The organism is Streptomyces sp. NPDC093568, from assembly GCF_044764945.1.
Lineage (GTDB): Bacteria > Actinomycetota > Actinomycetes > Streptomycetales > Streptomycetaceae > Streptomyces.
Genome location: NZ_JBIWJD010000011.1, coordinates 22,385 through 45,048, shown reverse-complemented (window position 1 = coordinate 45,048; position 22,664 = coordinate 22,385). Strand labels below are relative to the sequence as shown.

Sequence of the window (22,664 nt, the reverse complement as noted above, 5' to 3'; positions counted from 1 at the left end):
CGTTTCGCCGCGTCAGCTCCGCAGAGCCGCGCTCAGCCGCTCCGGATCGGTCGTCGGCGCGTCACATGTGAAGTTACGGCAGACGTACGCGGCCGGTTCACCGCCGACGAGCGGACGGTCGGCGAGGAGCGGCAGTTCGTCACTGTCCGCAGTCCCCACGGCCACCACCGCTCCGGGCGCGGTGCCCAGAAGTGCCGTACGGTGCAGGACCTTTGTCGCCTTGTCATCCAGGCTCGGGCCTACGATCGCCACCTCGCGCGGGCCGTCGAGGTTGGCCTCGGCGACCGCCAGCCCCCAGCCGATGAAGCGCGGGACGCGCGGGCCGAGGGCCTTGACGACGCCGAGCGCCCGCACGGCGGCCGTGCGGTGGGGCTCGGCGCCGGTCTGGGCGGCGTAGCTCAGCAGGGCGCCGGCCGCCGCGGTCCAGCCGGAGGGGGCGGCGTTGTCGGTGGGGTCCTGCGGGCGCCGGATCAGCCGCTCGGCGTCGGCCGCCGTGTCGTACAGGGCGCCGGACTCCTCGTCGACGAAGCGGGCGAGGACGTGGTCGAGCAGGAACCCGGCGAAGTCCAGCCACACGCCCTCGCCGGTGACGGACGCGAGCGCGAGGAAGCCCTCGGCGACGTCGGCGTAGTCCTCCAGCACCCCCGAGTTGGCGCCGACCTGGCCGTCCTTGCTGGTGCGGGCGAGGCGGGCGTGGTCGTCGAGGTGCAGCCGGACCAGGAGGTCGGCGGCGCCGAGCGCGGCGTCCACGAGGTCCGGGCGGTCGAAGTAGGCGCCGGTCTCCGCGAGGGCGGCGATCGCGAGGCCGTTCCAGGCGGCGACGATCTTGTCGTCACGGCCGGGGGCGGGGCGCTCGGCACGCCGGTCGAGCAGCCGCCGCCGTACGGAGGCGATCTTCTCGGCGTCGAACAGGCCGTCCTGCAAGGGGAGCTGGAGGACGGAGGCGCCGTGTTCGAACGTGCCCTCCTCGGTCACCCCGAAGTACCGTGCGGCGAGTTCGGCGTCGTCGTCGCCGAGGGTCTCGCGCAACTGCTCCGGCGTCCACACGTAGTACGCGCCCTCGACGTGCCTGCCGGTGCCGTCGTCGCTGTCGGCGTCGAGCGCGGAGGCGAACCCGCCCTCGGCGGTGCGCAGTTCGCGCACCATGAAGTCGGCCGTCTCCAGCGCGACGCGCCGGGCCAGCCCGGAGCCGGTGGAGCGCCACAGGTGCGCGTACACGCGACAGAGCAGGGCGTTGTCGTACAGCATCTTCTCGAAGTGCGGCACGACCCAGTCGCGGTCGACGGAGTACCGGGCGAAGCCACCGCCGAGCTGGTCGTAGATGCCGCCGCGGGCCATCCGCTCGCTGGTGTCCCGAGCCATCTCCAGCGCGCCCTCGGCGCCGGTCCGCGCGTGATGCCGCAGCAGGAACTCGATCACCATGGACGGCGGGAACTTCGGTGCCCCGCCGAATCCGCCCCGCTGCGGGTCGTACTCCCGGGTGAGCCCGAGCAGCGCCGCCGACAGCTCCTGCTCACCGGGCGCCTCGGGCCCGCCGTAGGAGATCTCCCGCCCGGCGAGGTCCCGCACGATCTTCCCCGCGACGTCGGCGACCTCGTCCCGCCGGTCGGTCCACGCGCTGCGCACGCCCTCCAGGACCTGCCGGAAGGACGGCATGCCCTGCCGGGGCGCGGGCGGGAAGTAGGTGCCGAAGTAGAAGGGCTCGGCGTCCGCCGTGAGGAACACGGTCATCGGCCAGCCGCCCTGGCCCGTGGCGGCCTGCACGGCCTCCATGTAGACGGCGTCCACGTCGGGGCGTTCCTCGCGGTCGACCTTGACGCTGACGAAGTGGGCGTTGAGGTAGTCGGCGGTCTCCTGGTCCTCGAAGGACTCGTGTGCCATGACGTGACACCAGTGACAGCTGCTGTAGCCGACGCTGAGCAGGACCGGTTTGCCGCTCTTGCGGGCCTCCTCGAAGGCCTCGGCCGACCACGGCCACCAGTCGACCGGGTTGTCCGCGTGCTGGAGCAGGTAGGGGGACGTCTCGTGAGCCAGTCGGTTCGGCATGGAGTCCATCCTGCCGCAGTACCCCGCCGGTCGGACGTCAGGCGTCTCCCACACGGTGACCTTGAGTTTTCCCGTGCCCCTGTCCGGTGCGCTGATCACATCGAGGTAGGCGATGCGGCTGTCGCCCGTCCGCGGGCAGAATCCATTCTCCCCCGGCCTTTCCCTGTCGTGTGCGCGATCACCATGGCCACAGCCTCCCTCCGCGCCAATTGACCGACGTCGAAGGGCTGCCGAACCCCACTCGTCCTCCCCACGACCACCCGGCCCTCTCCCCACAACGCCCCGTCCGCAGCACACTTGACCAAGAACGCCATTGCCGCCGGAGGGGGACGTCACATGCGGGACAGCCATCGGACTGAGGCCGAGCGGCTGTTGGCTCGGGCCGTTGAGGAGGAGGTGCGGCGCTCGGGTGGCCGCATCGACGGGCAGGTGCTGCTGTCGCGGGCGCGCGGCGCGCTGGACGAGATGGCGCAGGCGTCGGCCGAGGAGTACGAGGCGTATACGCGGGCGCTGGAGGAGGCGGAGGCCGGCCGGCTGACGTTCGGGCAGCGCTTCGCCCGTGAGGGCGGCGCCACCCCGCTGATGGTGGCGGGCGTCGCCGCGCTCGCCGCCGTCGTGTCCGACCTGGCGCTCGGCACCGGGGCGACCACCGCGGTGGGCGCGGGCGTCACCGTGGGCGTCGTCGGCGCGGCCGCGACCGTCGCGAAGGTGGCCGGCACGCATCTGCCCGCCGCGCATCACCGCGCGGGCGCGGCCGGCCAGCCCGGCGGCCCGGAACAGCTGCGCCTGCAGTGGCTGACGGCGCTGGAGGTACGCGGTATCCGACCCTTCCTCGACCAGCAGCGGGTGCTCAGCGCGTCCACCGGCCCGAAGAAGACGTCCCCGCGGCTGCGGGGCGCCGACAAGAGCGCCGCGGCGCGCGGCCGCAGCGTGCTGGAGCAGTCGTTCGGGCAACTCCCGGAGCCGATGGGCCCGTTCGCGGGGCGCCGGCAGGAGATGGCTCGCATCCGGCAGTGGGTGCACGCGGCCCGCGCGAGTACGGAGACCAGGCCGACGGTCGTCGTCCTGCACGGCGCGCCCGGCAGCGGCCGTACCGCCCTGGCGGTCCGCGCGGCGCACGACCTGAAGGACCAGTTCCGCGGCGCGTGCGTGGTGGACCTGCGCGGCGACACCACCGAGGAGCCGCCGCTGTCGACGCGCGACGCGCTGCTGCATCTGCTGAACCGGCTGGGCGCCCCGCGCGAGCAACTGCTCTTCCGCGAGCGCTCGTCGGCGGACCAGCAGGTCAAGCGGCTGAGCGAGCTCTACCACCAGCACCTCACCGGGCTCCCGGTCACCGTCGTACTGGACGACGCCTCGGACGCGCAGCAGGTCCGCACCCTCGTCCCCGAGCGCTCCGACAGCCTGGTCCTGGTCACCGCGCGCGAGCCGCTCGACCTGCCCGAGGACCTCGCCGCCTGGGTGCACCAACTGCCGGTGCGGACGCTGGACGCGCCGGGCGCGGAGGAACTGCTGTCGGCGGCGGCGCAGGACTCCTCGGGCCCCTACGACGCCGAATCCGCCGACGAGATCCGCACGTTGTGCGGCGGGCTGCCGCTGGCGCTGCGCATCGCGGGCTCGGCGCTGGGCCCGCGCTCACCGCGCACGCTGGCCACCGACCTGGGCGCGTACGGCCCGGTGGAGCCGATCGAGCGGGTGCTGTGGCTTCGCTACACCGACCAGTCGGAGGCGGCCCGGCGGCTGCTGCGCAGGCTGGCGCTCGCGGGCCGGGCCTCGCTGGGCGCGGCAGCCGCGGCGGCGCTGCTGGCCACCGACGAGGCGGAGGCGACCCGCCATCTGGTGGAGCTGGCCCGGTCGGGCCTGGTCGACCATGTGCGCGGCAACCGCTACCGCCTGCACGACCTGGTCCGCGCCTTCGCCCAGGCCCGCCTCCTCGACGAGGAGGACCCCGCCGAGCGCACGGCGGCGCAGGAGCGGCTGATCGTGAACTACGCCGATCTCGCCGAATCGGTCCTGCGGCTGGTCGACGGCAACATGTCGACCCGCTCGGACCGCTTCAGCCCGCACGGCTTCACCTCGCTGGACGACGCGCTGCGCTGGCTGGACGACGAGTCGAGCTTCATCACGGCGGCGCTCCGGCACGCCGAGGACGCCAACCAGGCGGCGGTGCTGAACCTGCTGGGCGCGCTGTGCGACTACTGCCTGCTGCGCGGCGACCTCTACCGGCTCGGCGAGATCAGCGAACTGGCGCAGGCCGTGGACAAGGGCCTGCTAGTCCGCTCGGTGCAGTGGCGCACCGGCATCGCGGCCCGCCAGCTCGGCGAACTGGACAAGGCCCGCACCACCCTGACCTCGGTGGTCGAGCTCTACATGGAGGCCCAGCACGACGCGGGCGCGGCCCGCGCGCTGTGCTCCCTCGGCATCACCCTGCACCACCAGGGCAACCTCACCGAGGCGGCGACGAAGCTCCGCGAGGCCCTGGACCTGCAGTCGGCGCCCGAACTGGCGACGGACCGCGCCTGGACCATGCACGCGCTGGCGGCGGTGGAGCGGGACCGGGGCCGGGTCGCGGAGTCCCTGGGCCTGCTGACCGAGTCCCTGTCCCTGCACCGGTCCGGCGAGTCACTGCACGGCGAGGCGTGGGCCCACTTCCAGCTGGGCCAGCTGGGCCTGCGGATGGGTGACGTCGCGCGGGCCGAGGAGGACCTGCGGACGGCTCTCGAGCTGTACGGCCGCACCCGTGACGCCCGCGGCGAGGCGTGGGCCATGACCCAGCTGTCCCGGGCCCGGCTGGTCGCCGGCGATCCGTCCCCGGCGGTGGACGGCCTGCGCCAGGCGGCCGCCCGCCACCGCGACAACGAGGACGCGCGCGGCGAGGCCTGGTCGCTCTACTACCTGGGCCAGGCCCTGGAGGAGACCGGCAACCTGGATATCGCGGTCCGGGAGCTGGAGCGCTCACGCACGATGTTCTCCCGGATGCGGGACGTCTACGGCCTCGCCTGCGCCCGGCACCACTCGGCGCGGGTCACCCGCGACCAGCGGGCCGCGCAGACGGGCTCCCTGCGCAACTCCGGTTTCGCCCGCCAGCTCCTGGTGGACGCCCGCGCCGACTTCCAGCGCATCGGCGTCGCGCACGGCGAGGCGTGGACGTGCCTGGAGCTGGCGGTGGTGGACGCCGGGAACACCCGTACGCAGCAGGCGCTGACGCTGTGCGACGACGCGATCGGGCTGTTCGCGTCCTACGGTGACCGGCGCGGCGAGGACTGGGCCCGCTTCCTGCGCTGCACGCTGCTGCCGTACGCCGCGCCCGGCGGTGTCGAGGTGGGCACGGCGGTGGCCCAGGAGGAACTGGCCCAGCTGTCCCGCACCGGTCATCCGCTGCGGGACACGAAGCTGGACGACTACGTGGAGGCGTACCAGCTGCTGCTCGAACGCGGCGTGAACCTGGAGGCGGGATGGCAGGCCTGGCGGCTCGGCATGGTGCCGAACCGCCACGCCCGGGAGGTGATGGGGGTGGCGGCAGCGGCCCGGCACTGACGGGTGCCGGACCCCGCGCCCGCGCGCTCAGCCCTGCGGCTTCGCCGCGCCGCTCGCGTCCGCGCTCGTCGCGGACTCCGCCTTCGGGTCCGGGGACTCGGTGAAGTCGACCCTGCTCATGTGGCGGTTCATGGACTTCATCAGGGCCCACACCGCCAGGGCCATCACCGCGAAGACGATGAAGCCGAGGACGCCGGGGGTGACCTTGTCCTCGTCCACCTCCTTGGCGAGGGTGGCGAGCTGTGTCATTGCCAGGCTTGCGCTTGCGCTCATGTCAGGCATTGTCGCGGATGCCCGCAAAGAGGTCGTCCTCGGGGAGGGAGGTATCGACGAGGGACTTCGCGAGCTCGTACTCCTCGGTCGGCCAGACCTCCTTCTGAAGGTCCAGCGGGACGCGGAACCAGCCGCCGTCGGGGTCGATCTGCGTGGCGTGCGCGATCAGGGCCTTGTCGCGGATCTCGTAGAAGTCACCGCACGGGACATGGGTGGTGAGCGTGCGCTGCTTCATGCCGAACTCGTCCCAGCGCTTGAGCCAGTCGGCATACGGCGACTCCAGGCCCCGGTCCAGCATCGCCTGGTGCAGCGCCTCGGTGCGGGGGCGGTTGAAGCCCTGGTTGTAGTAGAGCTTCTGCGGCTGGTACACCGGGCCGAACTCGGCCTCCGGGTACTTCTCGGCGTCGGCCGCGCCCTCGAAGGCCACCATCGAGATCTTGTGGGTCATGATGTGGTCGGGGTGCGGGTAGCCGCCGTTCTCGTCGTAGGTGGTGATCACCTGCGGACGGAACGAACGGATCTGCTTCACCAGCTCGCCGGCCGCCTTGTCGACGTCCTCCAGGGCGAAGCAGCCCTCGGGCAGCGGCGGCAGCGGGTCGCCCTCGGGCAGGCCGGAGTCGACGAAGCCGAGCCACTCCTGCTTGATGCCGAGGATCTCGCGGGCCTCGTCCATCTCCTTCTTGCGTACCTCGTGGATGTGCTCCTCGATGTACTTGTCGCCCTGAAGCTTCGGATTGAGGATGGAGCCGCGCTCCCCGCCCGTGCAGGTCACGACCAGCACGTCCACCCCCTCGGACACGTACTTCGCCATGGTCGCGGCGCCCTTGCTCGACTCGTCGTCGGGGTGGGCGTGCACTGCCATCAGTCGCAGCTGGTCAGTCAAGACTCAATCCTCGTGTGTCGGCGCCCGGTGTGAACCGGCGCGATCGGCGGCTTCTATAGTGACCGAATCGGGGGGCGGATAATTCCGCGGTACGGGCCGCGGGCCCCGTTTCGGGACTTCCGTCCCGCCCCGACCGAGAGGACGATCATGAGTACCGCGAGCACGCGGCTGCCCGAGGGCCGCTACGGCCGCTCCTCGGACGCACGCGCCGACCGCACGCTCAAGGTCGTCGGCGCCGTCCTCGGGGCGCTGCTGCTGGCGGTGATCGGCTACTTCGGCTACCACTACGTCGGCCAGAACGAGATCAGCGCCGAGGTGATCGAGTTCGACGCGGGCAAGGACGCGGTGAAGGTGCATCTGGAGGTCCGCAAGGACGCCGGCGCCTCCGGCTACTGCACGCTGCGCTCCCAGGCGGAGAGCGGCGCCGAGGTGGGCCGGGCGGACTTCCGCTTCGACGGCGACGCCACCCGCATCGACAAGGTCGTCACGCTCCGTACGACGTCCCAGGGCACCACCGCCGAGCTGCTCGGCTGCCACCCCAACTGATCCAGTCGCCCGGATCCGACCGTACTTGGTCGACACCGACCGGATTCGTCCTGAATACGTAAGCGCTGACCTGCGTTGATGTGATTCTGATGGCTTATGTCCTCCCCCTTCGGCCATTGAATTGTTAGGCTCGTGGTTTCGCCCATCCATGAAGGAACATCCTTCTGGGTAGGGCGATGCTTTGTATTCCCAGTACCTACGAGGAGCACCTGTGACCCAGACCAGCGAGAACGTCACCTGGCTGACCCAGGAGGCGTACAACCAGCTCAAGGCCGAGCTGGAGTACCTGTCTGGTCCTGCGCGCACGGAGATCGCCGCCAAGATCGCGGCCGCGCGCGAGGAGGGCGACCTGCGCGAGAACGGCGGGTACCACGCGGCCAAGGAGGAGCAGGGCAAGCAGGAGCTCCGTGTGCGCCAGCTGACCCAGCTCCTGGAGAACGCCAAGGTCGGCGAGGCGCCGGCGTCGGCGGACGGTGCGGTGGCCCCCGGCATGGTCGTGACGATCGCCTTCGACGGTGACGAGGACGACACCCTGTCCTTCCTGCTCGCCTCCCGCGAGTACGCGAGCGCCGACATCGAGACCTACTCGCCGCAGTCCCCGCTGGGCTCCGGCGTGATCGGCCACAAGGTCGGCGAGGACGCCGAGTACGAGCTGCCCAACGGCAAGACGGCCTCGGTGAAGATCCTCAAGGCCGAGCCCTACAACGGCTGACCCGGCCCCAGGACCGCCAGGACCGGCGGAACCGGCTTTTTCCCGCGAGCCCCCGGCAGCCGCACGGCGCCGGGGGCTTCGTCATGCCGTCGCGGAGCGGTCCCAGGCCCCGGGGCTGACGACGCGCACCCTCGCCGTGCGACGGCCGGGGTTCCGCAGGGCGCGGACGCCGGTGCCGCGCAGCCAGAACCCGGCCCCGCGCCCGAGGACCGGCCCGGGTTCGCCGTCGCGCAGCTCCAGCTGCACCCGGCCGCGGGTGACGACGCCGAACGCGTCGTACCACTCCGCCTCGATCACCGCGACACGCGCTCCGCCGCGCAGCGCGAGGGTACGCACCGGGGTTACTCCGTGCCGTCCGCCGGCAGGCGCTCCGGCAGCTCCAGGCGCGGGAACCGGTCGTCGTGGAACGTGATGATCTCGGCGATCGCCCCGCCGGTGACGCGCAGGACGTCGATGGTCAGCGGCAGGTACGCGCCCTCCCGCTGCCGCCAGTGGTAGAAGGCGAGGGCGGGCTGCCGGTTCACGGAGGTCGGGATGGCGCGCAGGCCCTTCATGCCCTCGAAGCCGCTCTCGACCCAGTACTTCACCACCGTGTCGCGGCCGACGTACAGGCCCGGCGTGGGCGGCATCGAGCAGCGGACGTCGTCCCGCAGCATCGAGGCGAGCGCCGGGATGTCCGTGGCCACGCTGGCGTCGGTGTAGCGGCGCACCAGTTCACGCGTCCCGGCGTCCTGTTCGCCGCCGGTCCAGTCCTGCCGCTCGGCGGGCAGGTGCTCCCGCAGGCCGGCGCGGGCCCGTTGCAGCGCGCTGTTCACGGAGTTGACGGAGTCCCCGAGGAGCTGCGCGACCTCCTTGGCCGGCCAGCCGAGCACGTCCCGCAGGATCAGTACGGCCCGTGGGCGCGGCGCGAGGTGCTGGACCGCGACCAGGTACGCCAGCTCGATCGTCTCGCGCGCGACGGCGAGGCTCTCCGGCTCGTCCGCGTCGCCCGCGGGCAGCTCGTCGAGCAGCCGGTCCGGGTAGGGCTGCAGCCACGGCACCTCGCCGCCGGTCGCCGGCTCCGGGCGGCGTTTGGCGAGCAGGTCCAGGCAGGCGTTGGTGGCGATCCGGTACAGCCAGGCCCGGAAGGTCGAGCGCCCCTCGAAGGTCTCCCGTCGCCGCCAGGCACGCAGGAACGTCTCCTGCACGGTGTCCTCGGCGTCCTCGAACGACCCGAGCATCCGGTAGCAGTGCACGTGCAGCTCCCGACGGTGCCGCTCCGTCAGCCCCTCGAACGCCGACTCGTCGACCTCGCTCAGATCGCTCACGCCCAGCTCCTCCAGCCGCGTGTCCGCACTCATCACGTCATCCTTCCGCCTCGTCCTGTCCCGTCGTAGGTGTGACGGGTGCGGGCGCGGAATCTCATCACTCGCGTCCGTCGGGTCCCGAGGCCTCATGCCCGCACAGCAAGAAGGCCCCTCCGTGGTGGAGGGGCCTTGACGTGCGCATCCGGATGACCGTCAGCCCGTCGCCCGGCGGTACTTGCGGACCGCGAGGGTGCGGAAGACCAGGATGATCACGACCGACCAGATCAGCGAGGCCCACACGGGGTGCTGCATGGGCCAGGCCTCGGGCGTCTTGAAGCCCGGCGGAAGGTTGCCGAACAGCTCGCGGCACGCCTGCACCGTGGCGCTGAACGGGTTCCACTCCGCGATGTGCCGCAGGAAGGTGGGCATCTGGTTGGCGTCCACGAAGGCGTTCGAGATGAACGTCAGCGGAAACAGCCAGATCAGGCCGCCCGAGGTCGCCGCTTCCGGGGTGCGGACGGACAGGCCGATGAGGGCGCCGATCCAGGAGAACGCGTAACCGAGCAGCAGGAGCAGCCCGAAGCCGGCGAGCACCTTGCCGAGGTTCTCGTGCGTGCGCCAGCCGACGATCAGGGCGACGACCGCGAGGACGACCAGGGTGAGCGCCGTCTGCACCAGGTCGGCGAAGGTCCGCCCGGTCAGCACCGCACCCCGAGCCATCGGCAGGGAGCGGAAGCGGTCGATGAGGCCCTTGTGCATGTCGTCGGCGATGCCCGCACCCGCACCCGCCGTGGCGAACGTGACGGTCTGGGCGAAGATGCCGGCCATCAGGAACTCGCGGTAGGCCTGGGTGGAGCTGGACGAGCCCACCTGGATCGAGCCGCCGAAGACGTAGGTGAACAGCACCACGAACATGATCGGCTGGATGAGCCCGAAGATGAGCATCTCGGGAATCCGGCCCATGCGGATCAGGTTCCTGCGGGCGATGACCGCGGAATCATTGAGGGCGCTCACTTCGCGGGCTCCTTGTCGTCGGTCGCCTCGTCCTTGACCTCGGCCGTATGGCCCGTCAGGGACAGGAACACATCGTCGAGGGTGGGACGGCGCAGACCGATGTCGTCGATCTCGATGCCCCGGGTGTCGAGCTCGCGGATGACCTCGGCCAGGAGCTTCGCGCCACCGGTCACCGGCACGGTGAGCTTGCGCATGTGCTCCTCGACCGTGGTCTCGCCCTTGCCGAAGCCGCTCAGGACCTCGGACGCGCCCTGTATGTCCTCGCGCTCGTGCACCACGACCTCGACGCGCTCGCCACCGGTGCGGGCCTTGAGCTGGTCGGAGGTGCCCGTGGCGATGACGCGGCCGTGGTCGACGACAGCGATGTCATGGGCGAGGTGGTCGGCCTCCTCCAGGTACTGGGTGGTCAGCAGCAGCGTCGTGCCGCCGGAGACCAGCCGCTTGATGACCTCCCACAGGAGCTGGCGGTTGCGCGGGTCGAGGCCGGTGGTCGGCTCGTCCATGAACATCACGGGCGGCGAGACAACGAGGGCCGCCGCGAGGTCGAGCCGGCGGCGCATGCCTCCGGAGTAGGTCTTCGTGGGCCGGTCGGCGGCGTCGGCCAGGTCGAACTGCTCCAGCAGCTCGACCGCGCGGGCCTTCGCCGCCTTCGCCTTCATCTGGTAGAGCTGGCCGACCATCTGGAGGTTCTCCCGGCCGGTCAGATACTCGTCGACCGCGGCGAACTGGCCGGACAGGCCGATCGAGCGCCGCACGGCGTCGGGTTGCTTGAGTACGTCGATGCCCGCGACGACGGCCGAGCCGCTGTCCGGCCGCAGCAGGGTGGTCAGACAGCGGACGGTGGTCGTCTTGCCCGCGCCATTCGGCCCGAGGAGACCGAGGACGGTGCCCTCCGGGACATCGAGGTCGACACCGTCCAAGGCCTTTACGTCGCCGAAGGTCTTCACCAGGCCTTCGGCATAGATGGCGCCTGGCATATGAGTCTCCACGTCATGGGGGAAGCTTCGGGAAGCCCTAGGTTTGCACTTTTCGTTGCGCTCGGCTGCGGATTTACGAGACACACCATAACGCGATGTATCGCGTCTCTCAACAGACTTGCTCGAATGAGTGACAAAGAGCCTCTGACCTGGCCTTCTCGTCCGCAGCCATGGTCTTTTCGTCCGCGGCGCGGACGCCGGGCGGGCTCGCGCCGCTCAGTCGATGACCGTGTAGCCCGCCTCGCGCAGGGCCTGGCCGACCTCGACGCAGTGCCTGCGGCCCTTCGTCTCCAAGTGCAGCTCGACCTCCGCCTCCGTGAGCCCGAGCCGTGGGTCGGTCCGTACGTGGCTCACGTCGAGGACGTTAGCGTCCACCACTGACAACACCCCGAGAAGCGTCGCGAGCGCGCCCGGCCGGTCCGTCAGCCGCAGCCGTACGGCCAGGTAGCGGCCCTGCGCGGCCATGCCGTGCCGCAGCACACGCTCCAGCAGCACCGGGTCGACGTTCCCGCCGGACAGCACCGCGACGACCGGTCCCTCGAAAGCGCCGGGGTCGCTCAGCAGCGCCGCGACCGGGCTGGCCCCGGCCGGTTCGACGACCAGCTTGGCCCGCTCCAGGCAGAGCAGCAGGGCCGTGGCCAGCTCGTCCTCGGTGACCGTGCGGACCTCGTCCACCAGTTCGCCGACGATCCCGAACGGCACGTCACCGGGCCGGCCGACCTTGATGCCGTCGGCCATCGTCGCCGGGTTCTCCAGCGCCACCGGACGCCCGGCCGCGAGGGAGGGCGGGTAGGCCGCGGCACCCTCCGCCTGCACGCCGACGATCCGCACATCGGGCCGCAGCGACTTCACCGCCATCGCGATGCCGGCCGCGAGCCCTCCGCCGCCGATGCCGACGACGATCGTGCGCACCTCCGGGCACTGCTCCAGGATCTCCAGTCCGACCGTGCCCTGGCCCGCGATGACGTCGGGGTGGTCGAAGGGGTGGATGAAGACCGCGCCCGTCTCGTGCGCGTACTCCTGCGCCGCGGCCAGCGTCTCGTCGACCACCTGCCCGTGCAGGCGCACCTCGGCGCCGTAGTCCTGGGTCGCGCTGATCTTCGGCAGCGGGGCGCCCTTCGGCATGAAGACCGTCGAGTGCACGCCGAGCAGCGACGACGCGAGCGCGACTCCCTGCGCGTGGTTGCCGGCGCTGGCCGCCACGACCCCCGCCGCGCGCTCCTCCGGAAGCAGTCCGGCGATACGGACGTAGGCGCCGCGCAGCTTGAACGAGCCCGTCCGCTGGAGGTTCTCGCACTTGAAGTGCACGGGCGCGCCGACCAGCTGGGACAGGTGCCTGCTGCCCTCCATCGCCGTCACCCGCGCCACGCCCGTGAGCATCTTCTGGGCGCCGCGTACGTCGTCGAGCGTGACGGGCGGCAAGGAGTCAGCCTTGCTGTAGCTCATGACACAAGTCTCGCAGTTCACAGGCGCGAGGCCCTGGTGTGACCAAGCACCGAGATGGGTTTCCGCAGCCCCGGTACACCCCGGGTCCGGGCCGCGTACCCTGTCCCCCAACCCAGCACCCCCTTCATGAAGTGAGCCTCCGGCCATGCCCACAACACCTGACATGTCGATGGACATGACGACCGTCGCTGACAGCGGTCTTCTCGACACGCTTCAGCACGAGGTGGCGGTGTTCGCCCGCCGTGCCGAACAGACCCGGCTCGGTGGGGTCGGGCAGGTGCGCAACTCCATGGACCGCGCCGCATACCTGCTGCTCAACCGCCTCGACAAGGAAGGCCCCATGGGGGTCAAGGCGCTCGCGGCGAGCATGGGGATCGACTCCTCGACGGTCACCCGGCAGGTGGCACCGCTGGTCGACACGGGGCTCGTCAAGCGGACCTCGCACCCCGAGGACGGCCGCGCGGTGGTGCTGCAGCTGTCGCCGCGCGGGCAGTCGCGGCTGGAGGAAGTGCGCTCGTCCCGGCGACAGTTGATGGCCGAGCTGACACACGACTGGGCGCCCGAGGAGCGCGAGTCGTTCTGCGCGCTGCTCACCCGCTTCAACACGGCCCTGTCCACCCGGATGGCGGCGCAGGGCATCTCCGGCGCGGAGCCGAACGCGGCGACCTGAGCTTCTCGTAGGCGCCCCGGCACGCACGTGTGCGCGTGATCCGCTCCCGGCTCTTGACCCCGGGCCGTCGCTGGCCTCATATGAAACCGGGCCCTCCTCGTACGCGACCGGCACGTCAGGTGCGGGGACGGACCGGTTCCTCAGGACGCGGCCAGGCGGGAGGGGCGGTGGGACGACGAAGAGCGGTCCAGGACGCCCGCCGGGACCGGGAGTTCGAGGCGTTCGTCGCCGGTGCGGCCGGGCGGCTCCTGCATGCCGCCACCTTGCTCACCGCCGAGCCGCCGAGCGGCAACCCGCGCGCGAGGCGCCTGCTGACGCTGTCCCTCGCGCACACGTACGCATGCTGGGACCGGCTGCGCGGCGAGGACCCCTACGACCGCGCCCGCCAGTACCTGGCCACCCGCTTCTCCCGGGCCGCCTGGCACCAGTACGGCGGCCCGGCCGCCCTCGGCCGGGCCCGGGGGCGCGCCGAGGGCCCACTCGCGCGGCTCTCCCCGCAGGAACGCCTGATCCTGGTCCTGCGGCTGTACGAGGGCGTCGCCGAGGAACAGACGGCGGCCCTGCTCGGCCTGCCGAGGGAGCGCGTCCACGCGATCTGCGACCGGGCGACCGCGACCCTGCTGCACCCGCCCCGGGATCCCGCGCCGAGCGTGCTGGGAGCGAAGGCGGTGTCACCGTGAACCGCGCCCAACGGGAGGCCGCCGCACGCCGGATCATGGAGCACACCCCACCCTCTGTGCCGCCGGAGCTGTACGCGGAGGCCGTGCGGCGCGGCGGCCGCGTGCGGCGCCGCAGGAAGATCGCCGCGGGACTGGCCTGGCTGCTGCTCTTCGCGGTGACGGTGGCGTTCGTGGTCTGGGCGCTGACGGCCCGCCCGTGGGTGGAGCCGCCGTCGGAGACGACTCCACCCCTGACCGGCTGGTGAATCCTTCCGGCAGGGCGCCGCTCTAGCCGAGCGCCTGCTGGAGGTCCTCGAGAAGGTCGTCGACGTTCTCGATGCCGACGGAGAGCCGGACGAGGTCGGCGGGCACCTCCAGAGCCGAGCCGGTGACCGAGGCGTGGGTCATCCGTCCCGGGTGCTCGATGAGGGACTCGACGCCACCCAGGGACTCGCCGAGCGTGAACACCTTGGCCCGGTTGCAGACCTCGACGGCCGCCTCCTCACCACCGGTGACCCGGAAGGAGACCATGCCGCCGAACGTCTTCATCTGCTTGGCGGCGACCTCGTGCCCGGGGTGCTCGGGCAGCCCCGGGTACAGAACGCGCGTCACGCGCGGGTGCCGGGTCAGCATGTCGGCGATCCTCGTCGCGTTCTCGCTGTGCCGGTCCATGCGCACCGACAGGGTCTTCGTGCCGCGCAGCACCAGCCAGGAGTCGAAGGGCCCGGCGACGGCGCCCATGGCGTTCTGGTGGAAGGCCAGTTCGTCACCGAGGTCCGGGTCGCTGACGATCAGCGCACCGCCGACGACGTCCGAGTGCCCGCCCATGTACTTGGTCAGCGAGTGCACGACGACGTCCGCGCCCAGCGACAGCGGCTGCTGAAGGTAGGGCGTGGCGAAGGTGTTGTCGACGACGAGCTTGGCGCCCGCGTCCCGCGCGATCTGCGCGACGGAGGCGATGTCGGTGATGCCGAGCAGCGGGTTGGAGGGGGTCTCCACCCAGACCACCTTGGTCTTCGGCGTGATGGCGGCCCGCACCGCGGAGGCGTCGCTGGTGTCGGCGACCGACCACTCCACCCCCCACCGCGCGACGACCTTCGCGAACAGCCGGAAGGTGCCGCCGTACGCGTCGTTGGGGATGACCACGTGGTCACCGGGGCTGAGCAGCGTACGCAACAGGCAGTCCTCGGCCGCCAGTCCGGACGCGAACGCGAGCCCGCGACGGCCGCCCTCGAGGGCTGCGAGGTTCTCCTCCAGGGCGGTCCTGGTCGGGTTGGCGCTACGGCTGTACTCGTAGCCCCCGCGCAGACCGCCGACGCCGTCCTGCTTGTAGGTCGAGACCTGGTAGATCGGCGGGACGACCGCGCCGGTGAGGGGATCGGCGGTGTTGCCCGCGTGGATCGCGAGGGTCTCGAAGTGCTGACTGATGTGCCTGTCGCTCATGGGCACCGAGCGTAGTGCGCGAACGGGGCGGATGCCGGACGACGGGGTTTCCGAACGCGGTCCGAAGCGGGCAAGGAACCGTTTTTCCACAGCCCCCGACCTCGTTGGCCATTTGTCGGTGGCGTCTGGAACGCTGGAGGCATGGAAATTCTCTGGGTCCTGATCGCGCTGCTCATGATCGGCTTCGTGCTGGTGCCGTTCATGCGGCGCAGGCGGGGCATGATCGAGCAGGTCCCGGCGGGCCACCCGGACGCCGCGGACCCGGCGAACTACGGCTTCGTACGCCAGGAGGAGCTGGACATCCGCATGCCCGGCCCCGACCAGGACCTGCTGGACGTCCTGGACCTGGTGCAGCGCACCCAGGACTACCGCGCGGCCTCCCAGCTGCTGGCCGGCACGGAGGCGGAGGGCGAGCTGCGCTGGCAGCGCGTGCAGGCCTTCGCCGGCGCCGCGGCTCTGGAGCTTCAGCAGCGCCCGGGCGGAGTGAGCGAGACGCCGGGCGGCCAGTGGCTGCGGGTGTGGCGGACCGAGCAGCCCAAGGACGCGGGCGGGGCGGCCGTGCACGCGGAGTTCCTGGTGCAGCAGGCGTGGCGCACGGCGACGCCCGGCACGGACGAGTTCCGGATCATCATGGAGGAGGCGAAGTCGGCGTGCGGCGAGGCGGCGCTGCTGGCCCCCGGTGACCCGATCCCGTACATCGTCGAGCTGTCGGTGGCGCGTGGGCTCGCCTATTCCCGCCCGGAGTTCGAGCAGCTCTGGCTGAAGATCCTGGACCGCGCCCCGGCCCACATGGGCGCGCACCTGGCGGCCCTGCACTACTGGTGCGAGAAGTGGCACGGCTCGCGCAAGCTGGCGTACGACTTCGCGGAAGCCGCGGCGGCCCGTGCCCCTCAGGGCTCCCTCCTGGCCGCGATGCCGCTCTTCGCGGTGTTCGAGCACCTGCCCGAGGTGAACCTGGTCAGCGGCTTCTACCAGAGCGAGGTCGTGACGAAGGCGATCCACGGCGCCCTGTACACGGTGCACGCGGCCCGCCCGGACGACCCGATGCTGGCGCACGTACGCCACCTGCTGGTCTTCTTCCTGGTCAGGGGCGAGCGCTGGGCGGAGGCCATGGACCAGCTGATACACGTCGACGGCCACGTCGGCGCCCTGCCCTGGACGCTGTCGCCGGACCCGGCGGCGGAGTTCGCGGTCTACCGGGCGCTCGCGGTGGCGGGCTACGAGGCGAACGGCGGCAGCCCGGCGACGCTGCCGCACTGACCGGCATGGAAGGACCGCCGACCCGGTGAGCCTTTGACCTTGACACGGTGACAAGGTCTTCACTGCTTGCCGAGGAGGTGGTCCGGATGACCATGCCGAGGCAGGACTCGGAGACGATACGAGCGCTTCGGGGCTTGGAGGACGGCCGTTCGTCCGTACGGCTGCGGGCGGCTCTGGCGGTCGGCTCACATCCTGATCCGCGTTTCGTCGACAAGCTCGTCGAGCGATGCGGGATCGAGCCCGAGTTCTTCGTCCGCGACATGCTGACCTGGGCGCTCACCCGGCATCCGGTGTCCATGACGCTCCCGGAGCTGCTGCGCGAGGTCCGCTCGGAGCATCCGCAGGCACGGAGCCAGGCGCTGCACACGCTGTCCAAGATCGGGGACCGGCAGGCGTGGCCGGCGATCACCCGGGCGCTGCTGACCGACGCCGACGACGAGGTGGCGCGCACGGCCTGGCGGGCCGCCGTCGTCCTCGTGCCGGAGGGCGAGGAGAGCGGACTGGCCGCGGTGCTGGCGACGCAGCTCGGGCGCGGTGAGCATGAGACGCAGCTGAGCCTCAGCCGGGCGCTGGTCGCCCTCGGCGAGGTCGTGGTGCCGATTCTGCGGACGGCCGCGGCCGCCCCTGACCGGCGTGTGCGCACGCACGCCCTCGCCACGGAGGGGCTGCTGCGCGACCCGGACGCCGGATTCGAGTTCGCGGTCGAGGAGGCGAAGCGCGTCGTGGCACTCGGCGGGGCCGACCGGGAGGGACGGTAGGAGTTGTTGATCGGTGAGGTGGCGCGACGCTCCGGGGTCAGTGCCCGCATGCTCCGGCACTACGAGTCGCTCGGCCTGCTGCGGCCCTCGGGGCGCAGCGGCTCGGGCTATCGGGAGTACTCCGGCGAGGACATCCGGCGGATCTTCCACATCGAGAGCCTGAGGTCGCTGGGGCTGTCGCTGCGGGAGGTCGGGCGCGCGCTCGACGATCCCGGCTTCACGCCGTCGGAGCTCGTCGAGGACCTCATCCGTCAGACGCGCGAACGCATCGCGGCCGAGACCGAGCTGCTCACGCGGCTGAGCCGGATCGATGCGGCGGAACCCGCCGGGTGGGAGGACGTCCTCCAGGTCGTGGCGTTCCTTCAGGCACTGGCGTCGAAGAGCGCTGCCGCGCGTCAGCGCGCGGTCCTTTCCTCGTCCGACGAGGTGCTGGCGGAGGTCCTGGTCGAGGCGGTGCTCAGGGAGACGGATCCGATTGTCGCCGGAGCCCTTCGATGGGCGCTGGCGCGCTCGGGCGAGGGCGGCACGGCGCTGCTGGCGGAGGGCCTCGGCTCACCGGTGGCCGCGGTGCGGGAGCGTGCCGTCCAGTCCCTCGCCGAGATGCCCGGTGATGCGGCCACCGCCCCGCTGCGGGACGCCCTCGCCCACCCCGATGTCGTGGTCCGCGGCCACGCGGCGCTGGCGCTCGGGACGCGTGGCGTGGCCGAGGCCGTCCCCGCGCTCATCGACATGATCGTGGCCGGACGGAACGACACCGACGCGGCGGACGCGTTGAGCACGCTGGCGAGCGACGCCGGGACGGCGGACGACGTCGCCACGAGGCTCGTCGACCGCCTGGCCCACGACACCACCACGGCGCCGGCGCGCGTACGGCTGACCCAGGCCCTGGCGGACCTTACGGGCAGCACGGCTTCCCGTGCCCTCACGGAGCTGTCGCAGGACGAGGACCGTGCCGTCGCGGTGACGGCGATGTACCTCCTGCGACTGCGCGACGCACGGTGACGGCGGAGGCACGGTCCGGTCAGGCTGAGGAGCCTGAGCCGGCCGGTCTCCGCCGTCCGCCGGGCCGCCGCGTGCTCAGCCCTCGGAGCGGGCGGGCAGCTTCCATCCCGGGCGCGGGAAGTGGCAGGTGTAGCCGTTCGGGTAACGCTGCAGGTAGTCCTGGTGCTCGGGCTCGGCCTCCCAGAACGGGCCCACCGGCTCCACCTCGGTGACGACCTTGCCCGGCCACAGGCCGGAGGCGTCCACATCCGCGATCGTGTCCTCGGCGATCCGCTTCTGCTCGTCGTCCACGTAGTAGATCGCCGAGCGGTAGCTGAGGCCGATGTCGTTGCCCTGGCGGTTCTTGGTGCTCGGGTCGTGGATCTGGAAGAAGAACTCCAGGACCGCGCGGAAGTCGGTCTTCTCGGGGTCGAAGAGGATCTCAATGGCCTCCGCGTGCGTGCCGTGGTTGCGGTACGTGGCGTTCGGCACGTCACCCCCGGTGTATCCCACCCGCGTAGCCGTCACGCCCGGAAGCCGGCGGATCAGCTCCTCCATCCCCCAGAAACATCCGCCCGCCAGCACGGCCCTCTGCGTCTGCGCAGCCATCGCGGTCCCTCCATCACTTGTCCGTATCCGGTGCCCACCTGTCCTAACGTGCGAGGGTTCCTGGCCATTCCATGCCCCGCGGGGTCGGCCCTGCGGCCGCTCCCGCCCCGGGTTCCGGGACGGCAGAGCCACGGATCGGCCCTGGGCTGACTGCGCGCTCCCGCCCTGATGGATCTACGAGTTTGGACAGAACGGTACCCACCAGGTGGACACCATCGTCCTCGGACCAAAAGGGCGCCCGACGATACCCCGCACCATCAGCTGCACCTCACCGACAAGTCGGGCGTGACCGCGCAGGCCGCCAGTGCGGTCGAAAAGGAGAACGGTGTTGTAGAGCGTCCCGTCCGCGTCGCGTTCGACTATCGAGCCGGCGTGGAGCCAGGTCCCGGCCTTGCGGGCGGCGGCGGACATGACCTCGGCGGTGGGGCCGTCGAGCCCCTCGGCATCGCTCCCCCGGCGGTCGTACGCCCAGGCGCCGGCCCTCCACAGCTCCGGCAGCACCACCAGGTCGTCGCCCTCACGGGCACGGACCAGGGAAGCCGCCCGAATCCGTCCCTGCTCCTTCGAGCGTAAGGAGTCACACCAGTCACAGTCATCTGCGGCGGTTGTCAGTGGTGGCTGGTTTCATGGGGGCATGACCAGCAAGAGCGTCGTCGTGGAGCGAAGAGTCGCGGCGGGACAGGGGCCGCTGTGGGAGGCCCTGACCGACCTCGCCGGGATGGAGCGCGTGCTCAGTGGGGTGTCACGCGTCGAGGTGCTGACGAGCGGGGCCTTCGGCGTGGGCACGCGGTGGCGGGAGACGCGGCGCATGTTCGGCAAGGAGGCCACCGAGGAGATGTGGGTGACGGCCTGCGAGCCGCCCGAGCGCTATGTCGTGGAGGCGGAGTCGCACGGCACGCACTACATCTCGGAGTGGCAGGTGCGGGCCGACGGGCCGTCGGCGTCGACCGTGCGGATGACCTTCACCGCCGTGACCTCCGGCGGCGTCGCGGGCCTACTCGCGAAGATCCTCGGCGGCCTGGGCACACGGGCGGTGACCAGGGCCATCGCGAAGGACCTGGACGACATCGCCGCGGCGGTCGAGGGCCGGGGCCAGGGCAGCTGAAGCAGATCACCCGAGGGCGCTGAGGCAGGCCACGCCGAGGCAGTCGAGGGGCCGGAGCCAGGGCAGCGGAGGCAGATCACGCCGAAGGCGCCGACGCCCCCGTGCCCGCCTTCGTCGCATCCGTACCCCAGCTCGCCAGCAGCCGCAGCGCTTCCGCCGACGGCGAGCCCGGCTCCGGGTGGTAGGTGATCAGGGTCTGCTCCGTGCCGTCCGTCAGGCGGAACGACTCGAAGTTCAGCGTCAGCTCGCCCACCAGCGGATGCCTCAGCCGCTTGACGCCGTAGCCCTTCTCCTTGACGTCATGGGTGGCCCACAGCTGCCGGAACTCCTCGCTCTTGACGGAGAGTTCGCCGACGAGGGCGGACAGCCGCGGGTCGTCCGGGTGGCAGCCCGCGTCCATGCGCAGGAAGGCGACCATGTCGGACGCCTTCTGCTCCCACTCCACGAACAGCTCGCGGTATGCGGGCCGCAGGAACACCAGCCGCGCCCAGTTCCGCTCCGGCGCCGGCAGCTCGGCCCAGTCGCCGAAGACCGCCGCCGCCATCCGGTTCCAGGCGAGGATGTCCGAGCGCCGGCCCGAGACGTACGCCGGGACGCCGTCCATCGAGTCCAGCAGCTGCCGTAGCGCCGGACGCACCTGCTCCGTGCGGGCGGCCTGCTTCTTCTTGTGCTGCTTCGGCTTGGCCAGGTGCGTGAGGTGGGCGTGCTCGGCGTCGCTCAGGCGCAGCGCCCGCGCGATGGCGTCGAGGACCTCCGCCGAGACGTTGCGCCCGTTGCCCTGCTCAAGGCGTGTGTAGTACGCCACGGAGACCCCGGCGAGCTGCGCGAGCTCCTCGCGCCGCAGTCCCGGCACCCTGCGGTGCCGTCCGAAGTCGGGCAGCCCCACGTCCTCCGGCTTCAGCCGGGCCCGCCGGGTGCGCAGGAACTCGCTGAGCTCGGCGCGCCGGTCCAGGCCGGCGCCGGGCCCCGCGGCCGGGTCGGCGGAGGGTCCTGCCATGGATCGGGGCTGTTCATCCATGCCTCGAGTATTCCCTGTCGTACGCCCACGAGCCTGTCCCCGTCAGTGGTAGGCACGACGGACGTACGAACAACTGAGGTCTGGGTGAGCTCCGGCCGAATCGGCAGGCTGACATCGTGCCCGGACGGAAGCTGGACGAGAAGGCAGCCGGGCGCGACACCCACGCTAGGAGAACCCCGGCATGACCACCGTTGCCGCATACGCAGCACCTGCCGCCAAGGCTCCGCTGGAGCGCACGACCATCGAGCGACGCGAGGTCGGCGAGTTCGACGTCCTGATCGACATCGAGTTCGCCGGAATCTGCCACTCCGACATCCACCAGGCCCGTGAGGGCTGGGGCGAGGCGATCTTCCCGATGGTCCCCGGCCACGAGATCGCGGGCGTCGTCTCCCAGGTCGGCCCCGGTGTGACGAAGTACCAGGTCGGAGACCGCGTGGGCGTCGGCTGCATGGTCGACTCCTGCCGAGAGTGCGAGAACTGCAAGGCCGGTCTGGAGCAGTACTGCACCGGCGGCGGCATGATCGGCACGTACAACGCCGTCGACAAGAACGGCGAGCCCACCTACGGCGGCTACTCGCAGAAGATCGTCGTCGACGAGCAGTACGTCCTGCGCATCCCCGACGGCCTGTCCCTGGATGTCGCCGCGCCCCTGCTGTGCGCCGGCATCACCACGTACTCCCCGCTCAGGCACTGGAACGCCGGCCCCGGCAAGAAGGTCGCGATCCTCGGCATGGGCGGCCTCGGCCACATGGGCGTGAAGATCGCGCACGCGCTCGGCGCCGAGGTGACCGTGCTGTCGCAGTCCCTGCGCAAGAAGGACGACGGCCTGAAGCTGGGCGCCGACCACTACTACGCCACCAGCGACCCCGAGACCTTCGAGACGCTGCGCGGCAGCTTCGACCTGATCCTGTCCACGGTGTCGGCGCCGCTGAACCTGGACCGGTTCCTGTCCCTGCTCAGGACGGACGGCGCCTTCGTGAACGTCGGCGCCCCCGAGGAGCCGGTCTCCCTCAACCTCTTCTCGGTGATCGGCGGCCGCAAGACGCTCGCCGGTTCGGGCATCGGCGGCATCCGCGAGACCCAGGAGATGCTGGACTTCTGCGCGGAGCACGGCATCGGCGCCGAGATCGAGCTGATCGGCGCCGACCGGATCAACGAGGCGTACGAGCGGGTGCTCAGCAGCGATGTGCGGTACCGCTTCGTGATCGACACCTCGACGATCTGAACCACCGATTCCCCGGCGAAACTCTCGTCGCGGACCGCCGAGGGCCCCGGAGCCACCCCCGCTCCGGGGCCCCCGGCACGCTTCGGCGGGGCGCGCGTCGGACCGAAGCCGGAGTACCGAAGAAGTACCCCCGCCCCCTCCCTCCGACCGATGTGGCGACGGGCGGGGCTGCCTAGCGTGAGGGGTGAAGGAGCCCGTCCGGATCGTGCACACGAG

22 protein-coding genes and 1 pseudogene are annotated in these 22,664 nt (G+C 71.4%); 11 read left to right on the top strand and 12 right to left on the bottom strand.

From position 1 onward, the window contains the following. Nucleotides 1–12: 12 nt before the first annotated feature. Nucleotides 13–2,046, bottom strand: a complete 2,034-nt coding sequence (locus ACIRD7_RS34630; protein ID WP_403459771.1) for a thioredoxin domain-containing protein — start codon at nt 2,044–2,046, stop codon at nt 13–15. Between the two features lie 336 nt (nt 2,047–2,382). On the opposite strand from ACIRD7_RS34630, the gene ACIRD7_RS34625 reads away from it, so the two are divergent. After that, the gene (locus ACIRD7_RS34625) at nt 2,383–5,583 is read left to right on the top strand and encodes a tetratricopeptide repeat protein (RefSeq protein ID WP_403459769.1); all 3,201 of its coding nucleotides are present in this window, start codon (nt 2,383–2,385) and stop codon (nt 5,581–5,583) included. Between the two features lie 27 nt (nt 5,584–5,610). Here ACIRD7_RS34625 and ACIRD7_RS34620 read toward each other — a convergent pair whose 3' ends face one another. Further along, entirely contained in the window at nt 5,611–5,865 is a 255-nt protein-coding gene (locus tag ACIRD7_RS34620) for a hypothetical protein (protein WP_403459767.1), read from the bottom strand. Further along, on the bottom strand, nt 5,858–6,718 hold the full coding sequence (gene mca, locus ACIRD7_RS34615; RefSeq protein WP_403459938.1) for a mycothiol conjugate amidase Mca: 861 nt from the start codon (nt 6,716–6,718) through the stop codon (nt 5,858–5,860). The genes ACIRD7_RS34620 and mca overlap by 8 nt, the downstream gene beginning before the upstream one ends. A 168-nt stretch (nt 6,719–6,886) precedes the next feature. Between mca and ACIRD7_RS34610 the strand changes: the two genes are divergently transcribed. Together ACIRD7_RS34610 and greA are read left to right on the top strand one after the other, a co-directional pair. Next, nucleotides 6,887–7,285: a DUF4307 domain-containing protein gene (locus tag ACIRD7_RS34610; protein ID WP_403459766.1), complete on the top strand. Its 399-nt coding sequence runs from the start codon at nt 6,887–6,889 to the stop codon at nt 7,283–7,285. A 211-nt stretch (nt 7,286–7,496) separates the two neighbouring features. After that, nucleotides 7,497–7,997 carry a transcription elongation factor GreA gene (gene greA, locus ACIRD7_RS34605; RefSeq protein WP_403459764.1) on the top strand — a complete coding sequence of 167 codons (501 nt, stop codon included), beginning with the start codon at nt 7,497–7,499 and terminating at the stop codon, nt 7,995–7,997. 81 nt (nt 7,998–8,078) lie between these two features. Here the strand turns inward: greA and ACIRD7_RS34600 are convergent, their stop codons facing one another. The 5 genes from ACIRD7_RS34600 to ilvA all read right to left on the bottom strand — a co-directional run bounded on the left by ACIRD7_RS34600 (nt 8,079) and on the right by ilvA (nt 12,720). After that, entirely contained in the window at nt 8,079–8,333 is a 255-nt protein-coding gene (locus ACIRD7_RS34600; protein ID WP_403459763.1) for a hypothetical protein, read from the bottom strand. A 5-nt stretch (nt 8,334–8,338) separates the two neighbouring features. Continuing rightward, entirely contained in the window at nt 8,339–9,337 is a 999-nt protein-coding gene (locus ACIRD7_RS34595) for an RNA polymerase subunit sigma-70 (protein ID WP_403459761.1), read from the bottom strand. A 159-nt stretch (nt 9,338–9,496) separates the two neighbouring features. Then, nucleotides 9,497–10,297, bottom strand: coding sequence for an ABC transporter permease (locus tag ACIRD7_RS34590; protein WP_403459760.1), 801 nt, complete (start codon nt 10,295–10,297; stop codon nt 9,497–9,499). Beyond that, a complete protein-coding gene (locus ACIRD7_RS34585; RefSeq protein WP_403459759.1) occupies nt 10,294–11,274 on the bottom strand; it encodes an ATP-binding cassette domain-containing protein in 981 nt (326 codons plus the stop codon). Before ACIRD7_RS34585 ends, ACIRD7_RS34590 begins: the two co-directional genes overlap by 4 nt. Nucleotides 11,275–11,490: 216 nt before the next feature. Further along, nucleotides 11,491–12,720: a threonine ammonia-lyase gene (gene ilvA / locus ACIRD7_RS34580; protein WP_403459758.1), complete on the bottom strand. Its 1,230-nt coding sequence runs from the start codon at nt 12,718–12,720 to the stop codon at nt 11,491–11,493. A 163-nt stretch (nt 12,721–12,883) separates the two neighbouring features. Between ilvA and ACIRD7_RS34575 the strand changes: the two genes are divergently transcribed. The 3 genes from ACIRD7_RS34575 to ACIRD7_RS34565 all read left to right on the top strand — a co-directional run bounded on the left by ACIRD7_RS34575 (nt 12,884) and on the right by ACIRD7_RS34565 (nt 14,315). Then, nucleotides 12,884–13,390 (top strand): MarR family winged helix-turn-helix transcriptional regulator, encoded by a 507-nt coding sequence (locus tag ACIRD7_RS34575; protein WP_403459937.1) that lies wholly within the window; start codon nt 12,884–12,886, stop codon nt 13,388–13,390. A gap of 167 nt (nt 13,391–13,557) precedes the next feature. After that, entirely contained in the window at nt 13,558–14,070 is a 513-nt protein-coding gene (locus tag ACIRD7_RS34570) for a sigma factor-like helix-turn-helix DNA-binding protein (protein ID WP_403459757.1), read from the top strand. Beyond that, nucleotides 14,067–14,315 carry a hypothetical protein gene (locus ACIRD7_RS34565; protein WP_403459756.1) on the top strand — a complete coding sequence of 83 codons (249 nt, stop codon included), beginning with the start codon at nt 14,067–14,069 and terminating at the stop codon, nt 14,313–14,315. The genes ACIRD7_RS34570 and ACIRD7_RS34565 overlap by 4 nt, the downstream gene beginning before the upstream one ends. A gap of 22 nt (nt 14,316–14,337) precedes the next feature. Here the strand turns inward: ACIRD7_RS34565 and ACIRD7_RS34560 are convergent, their stop codons facing one another. Further along, nucleotides 14,338–15,492, bottom strand: coding sequence for a cystathionine gamma-synthase (locus ACIRD7_RS34560; RefSeq protein ID WP_403459754.1), 1,155 nt, complete (start codon nt 15,490–15,492; stop codon nt 14,338–14,340). 141 nt (nt 15,493–15,633) lie between these two features. Between ACIRD7_RS34560 and ACIRD7_RS34555 the strand changes: the two genes are divergently transcribed. The 3 genes from ACIRD7_RS34555 (at nt 15,634) to ACIRD7_RS34545 (ending at nt 18,512) form a co-directional block, all read left to right on the top strand. Continuing rightward, on the top strand, nt 15,634–16,752 hold the full coding sequence (locus ACIRD7_RS34555) for a hypothetical protein (RefSeq protein ID WP_403459753.1): 1,119 nt from the start codon (nt 15,634–15,636) through the stop codon (nt 16,750–16,752). 86 nt (nt 16,753–16,838) lie between these two features. After that, nucleotides 16,839–17,510: a HEAT repeat domain-containing protein gene (locus tag ACIRD7_RS34550; protein WP_403459752.1), complete on the top strand. Its 672-nt coding sequence runs from the start codon at nt 16,839–16,841 to the stop codon at nt 17,508–17,510. A 3-nt stretch (nt 17,511–17,513) separates the two neighbouring features. Further along, nucleotides 17,514–18,512, top strand: a complete 999-nt coding sequence (locus ACIRD7_RS34545) for a MerR family transcriptional regulator (protein ID WP_403459750.1) — start codon at nt 17,514–17,516, stop codon at nt 18,510–18,512. A gap of 75 nt (nt 18,513–18,587) precedes the next feature. Here ACIRD7_RS34545 and msrA read toward each other — a convergent pair whose 3' ends face one another. Next, complete coding sequence (gene msrA / locus ACIRD7_RS34540; protein ID WP_403459748.1) at nt 18,588–19,100, bottom strand: peptide-methionine (S)-S-oxide reductase MsrA; 513 nt, start codon at nt 19,098–19,100, stop codon at nt 18,588–18,590. Between the two features lie 294 nt (nt 19,101–19,394). Then, nucleotides 19,395–19,712, bottom strand: a pseudogene (locus ACIRD7_RS34535) (nitrilase-related carbon-nitrogen hydrolase); the annotation flags it as partial. 22 nt (nt 19,713–19,734) lie between these two features. On the opposite strand from ACIRD7_RS34535, the gene ACIRD7_RS34530 reads away from it, so the two are divergent. After that, nucleotides 19,735–20,205, top strand: a complete 471-nt coding sequence (locus tag ACIRD7_RS34530) for an SRPBCC family protein (RefSeq protein WP_403459747.1) — start codon at nt 19,735–19,737, stop codon at nt 20,203–20,205. A 76-nt stretch (nt 20,206–20,281) separates the two neighbouring features. On the opposite strand, the gene ACIRD7_RS34525 is transcribed toward ACIRD7_RS34530, so the two are convergent. Continuing rightward, on the bottom strand, nt 20,282–21,223 hold the full coding sequence (locus ACIRD7_RS34525; protein ID WP_403459745.1) for a helix-turn-helix domain-containing protein: 942 nt from the start codon (nt 21,221–21,223) through the stop codon (nt 20,282–20,284). 181 nt (nt 21,224–21,404) lie between these two features. Between ACIRD7_RS34525 and ACIRD7_RS34520 the strand changes: the two genes are divergently transcribed. Next, nucleotides 21,405–22,448, top strand: a complete 1,044-nt coding sequence (locus ACIRD7_RS34520; RefSeq protein WP_403459744.1) for an NAD(P)-dependent alcohol dehydrogenase — start codon at nt 21,405–21,407, stop codon at nt 22,446–22,448. Nucleotides 22,449–22,664 lie beyond the last annotated feature (216 nt).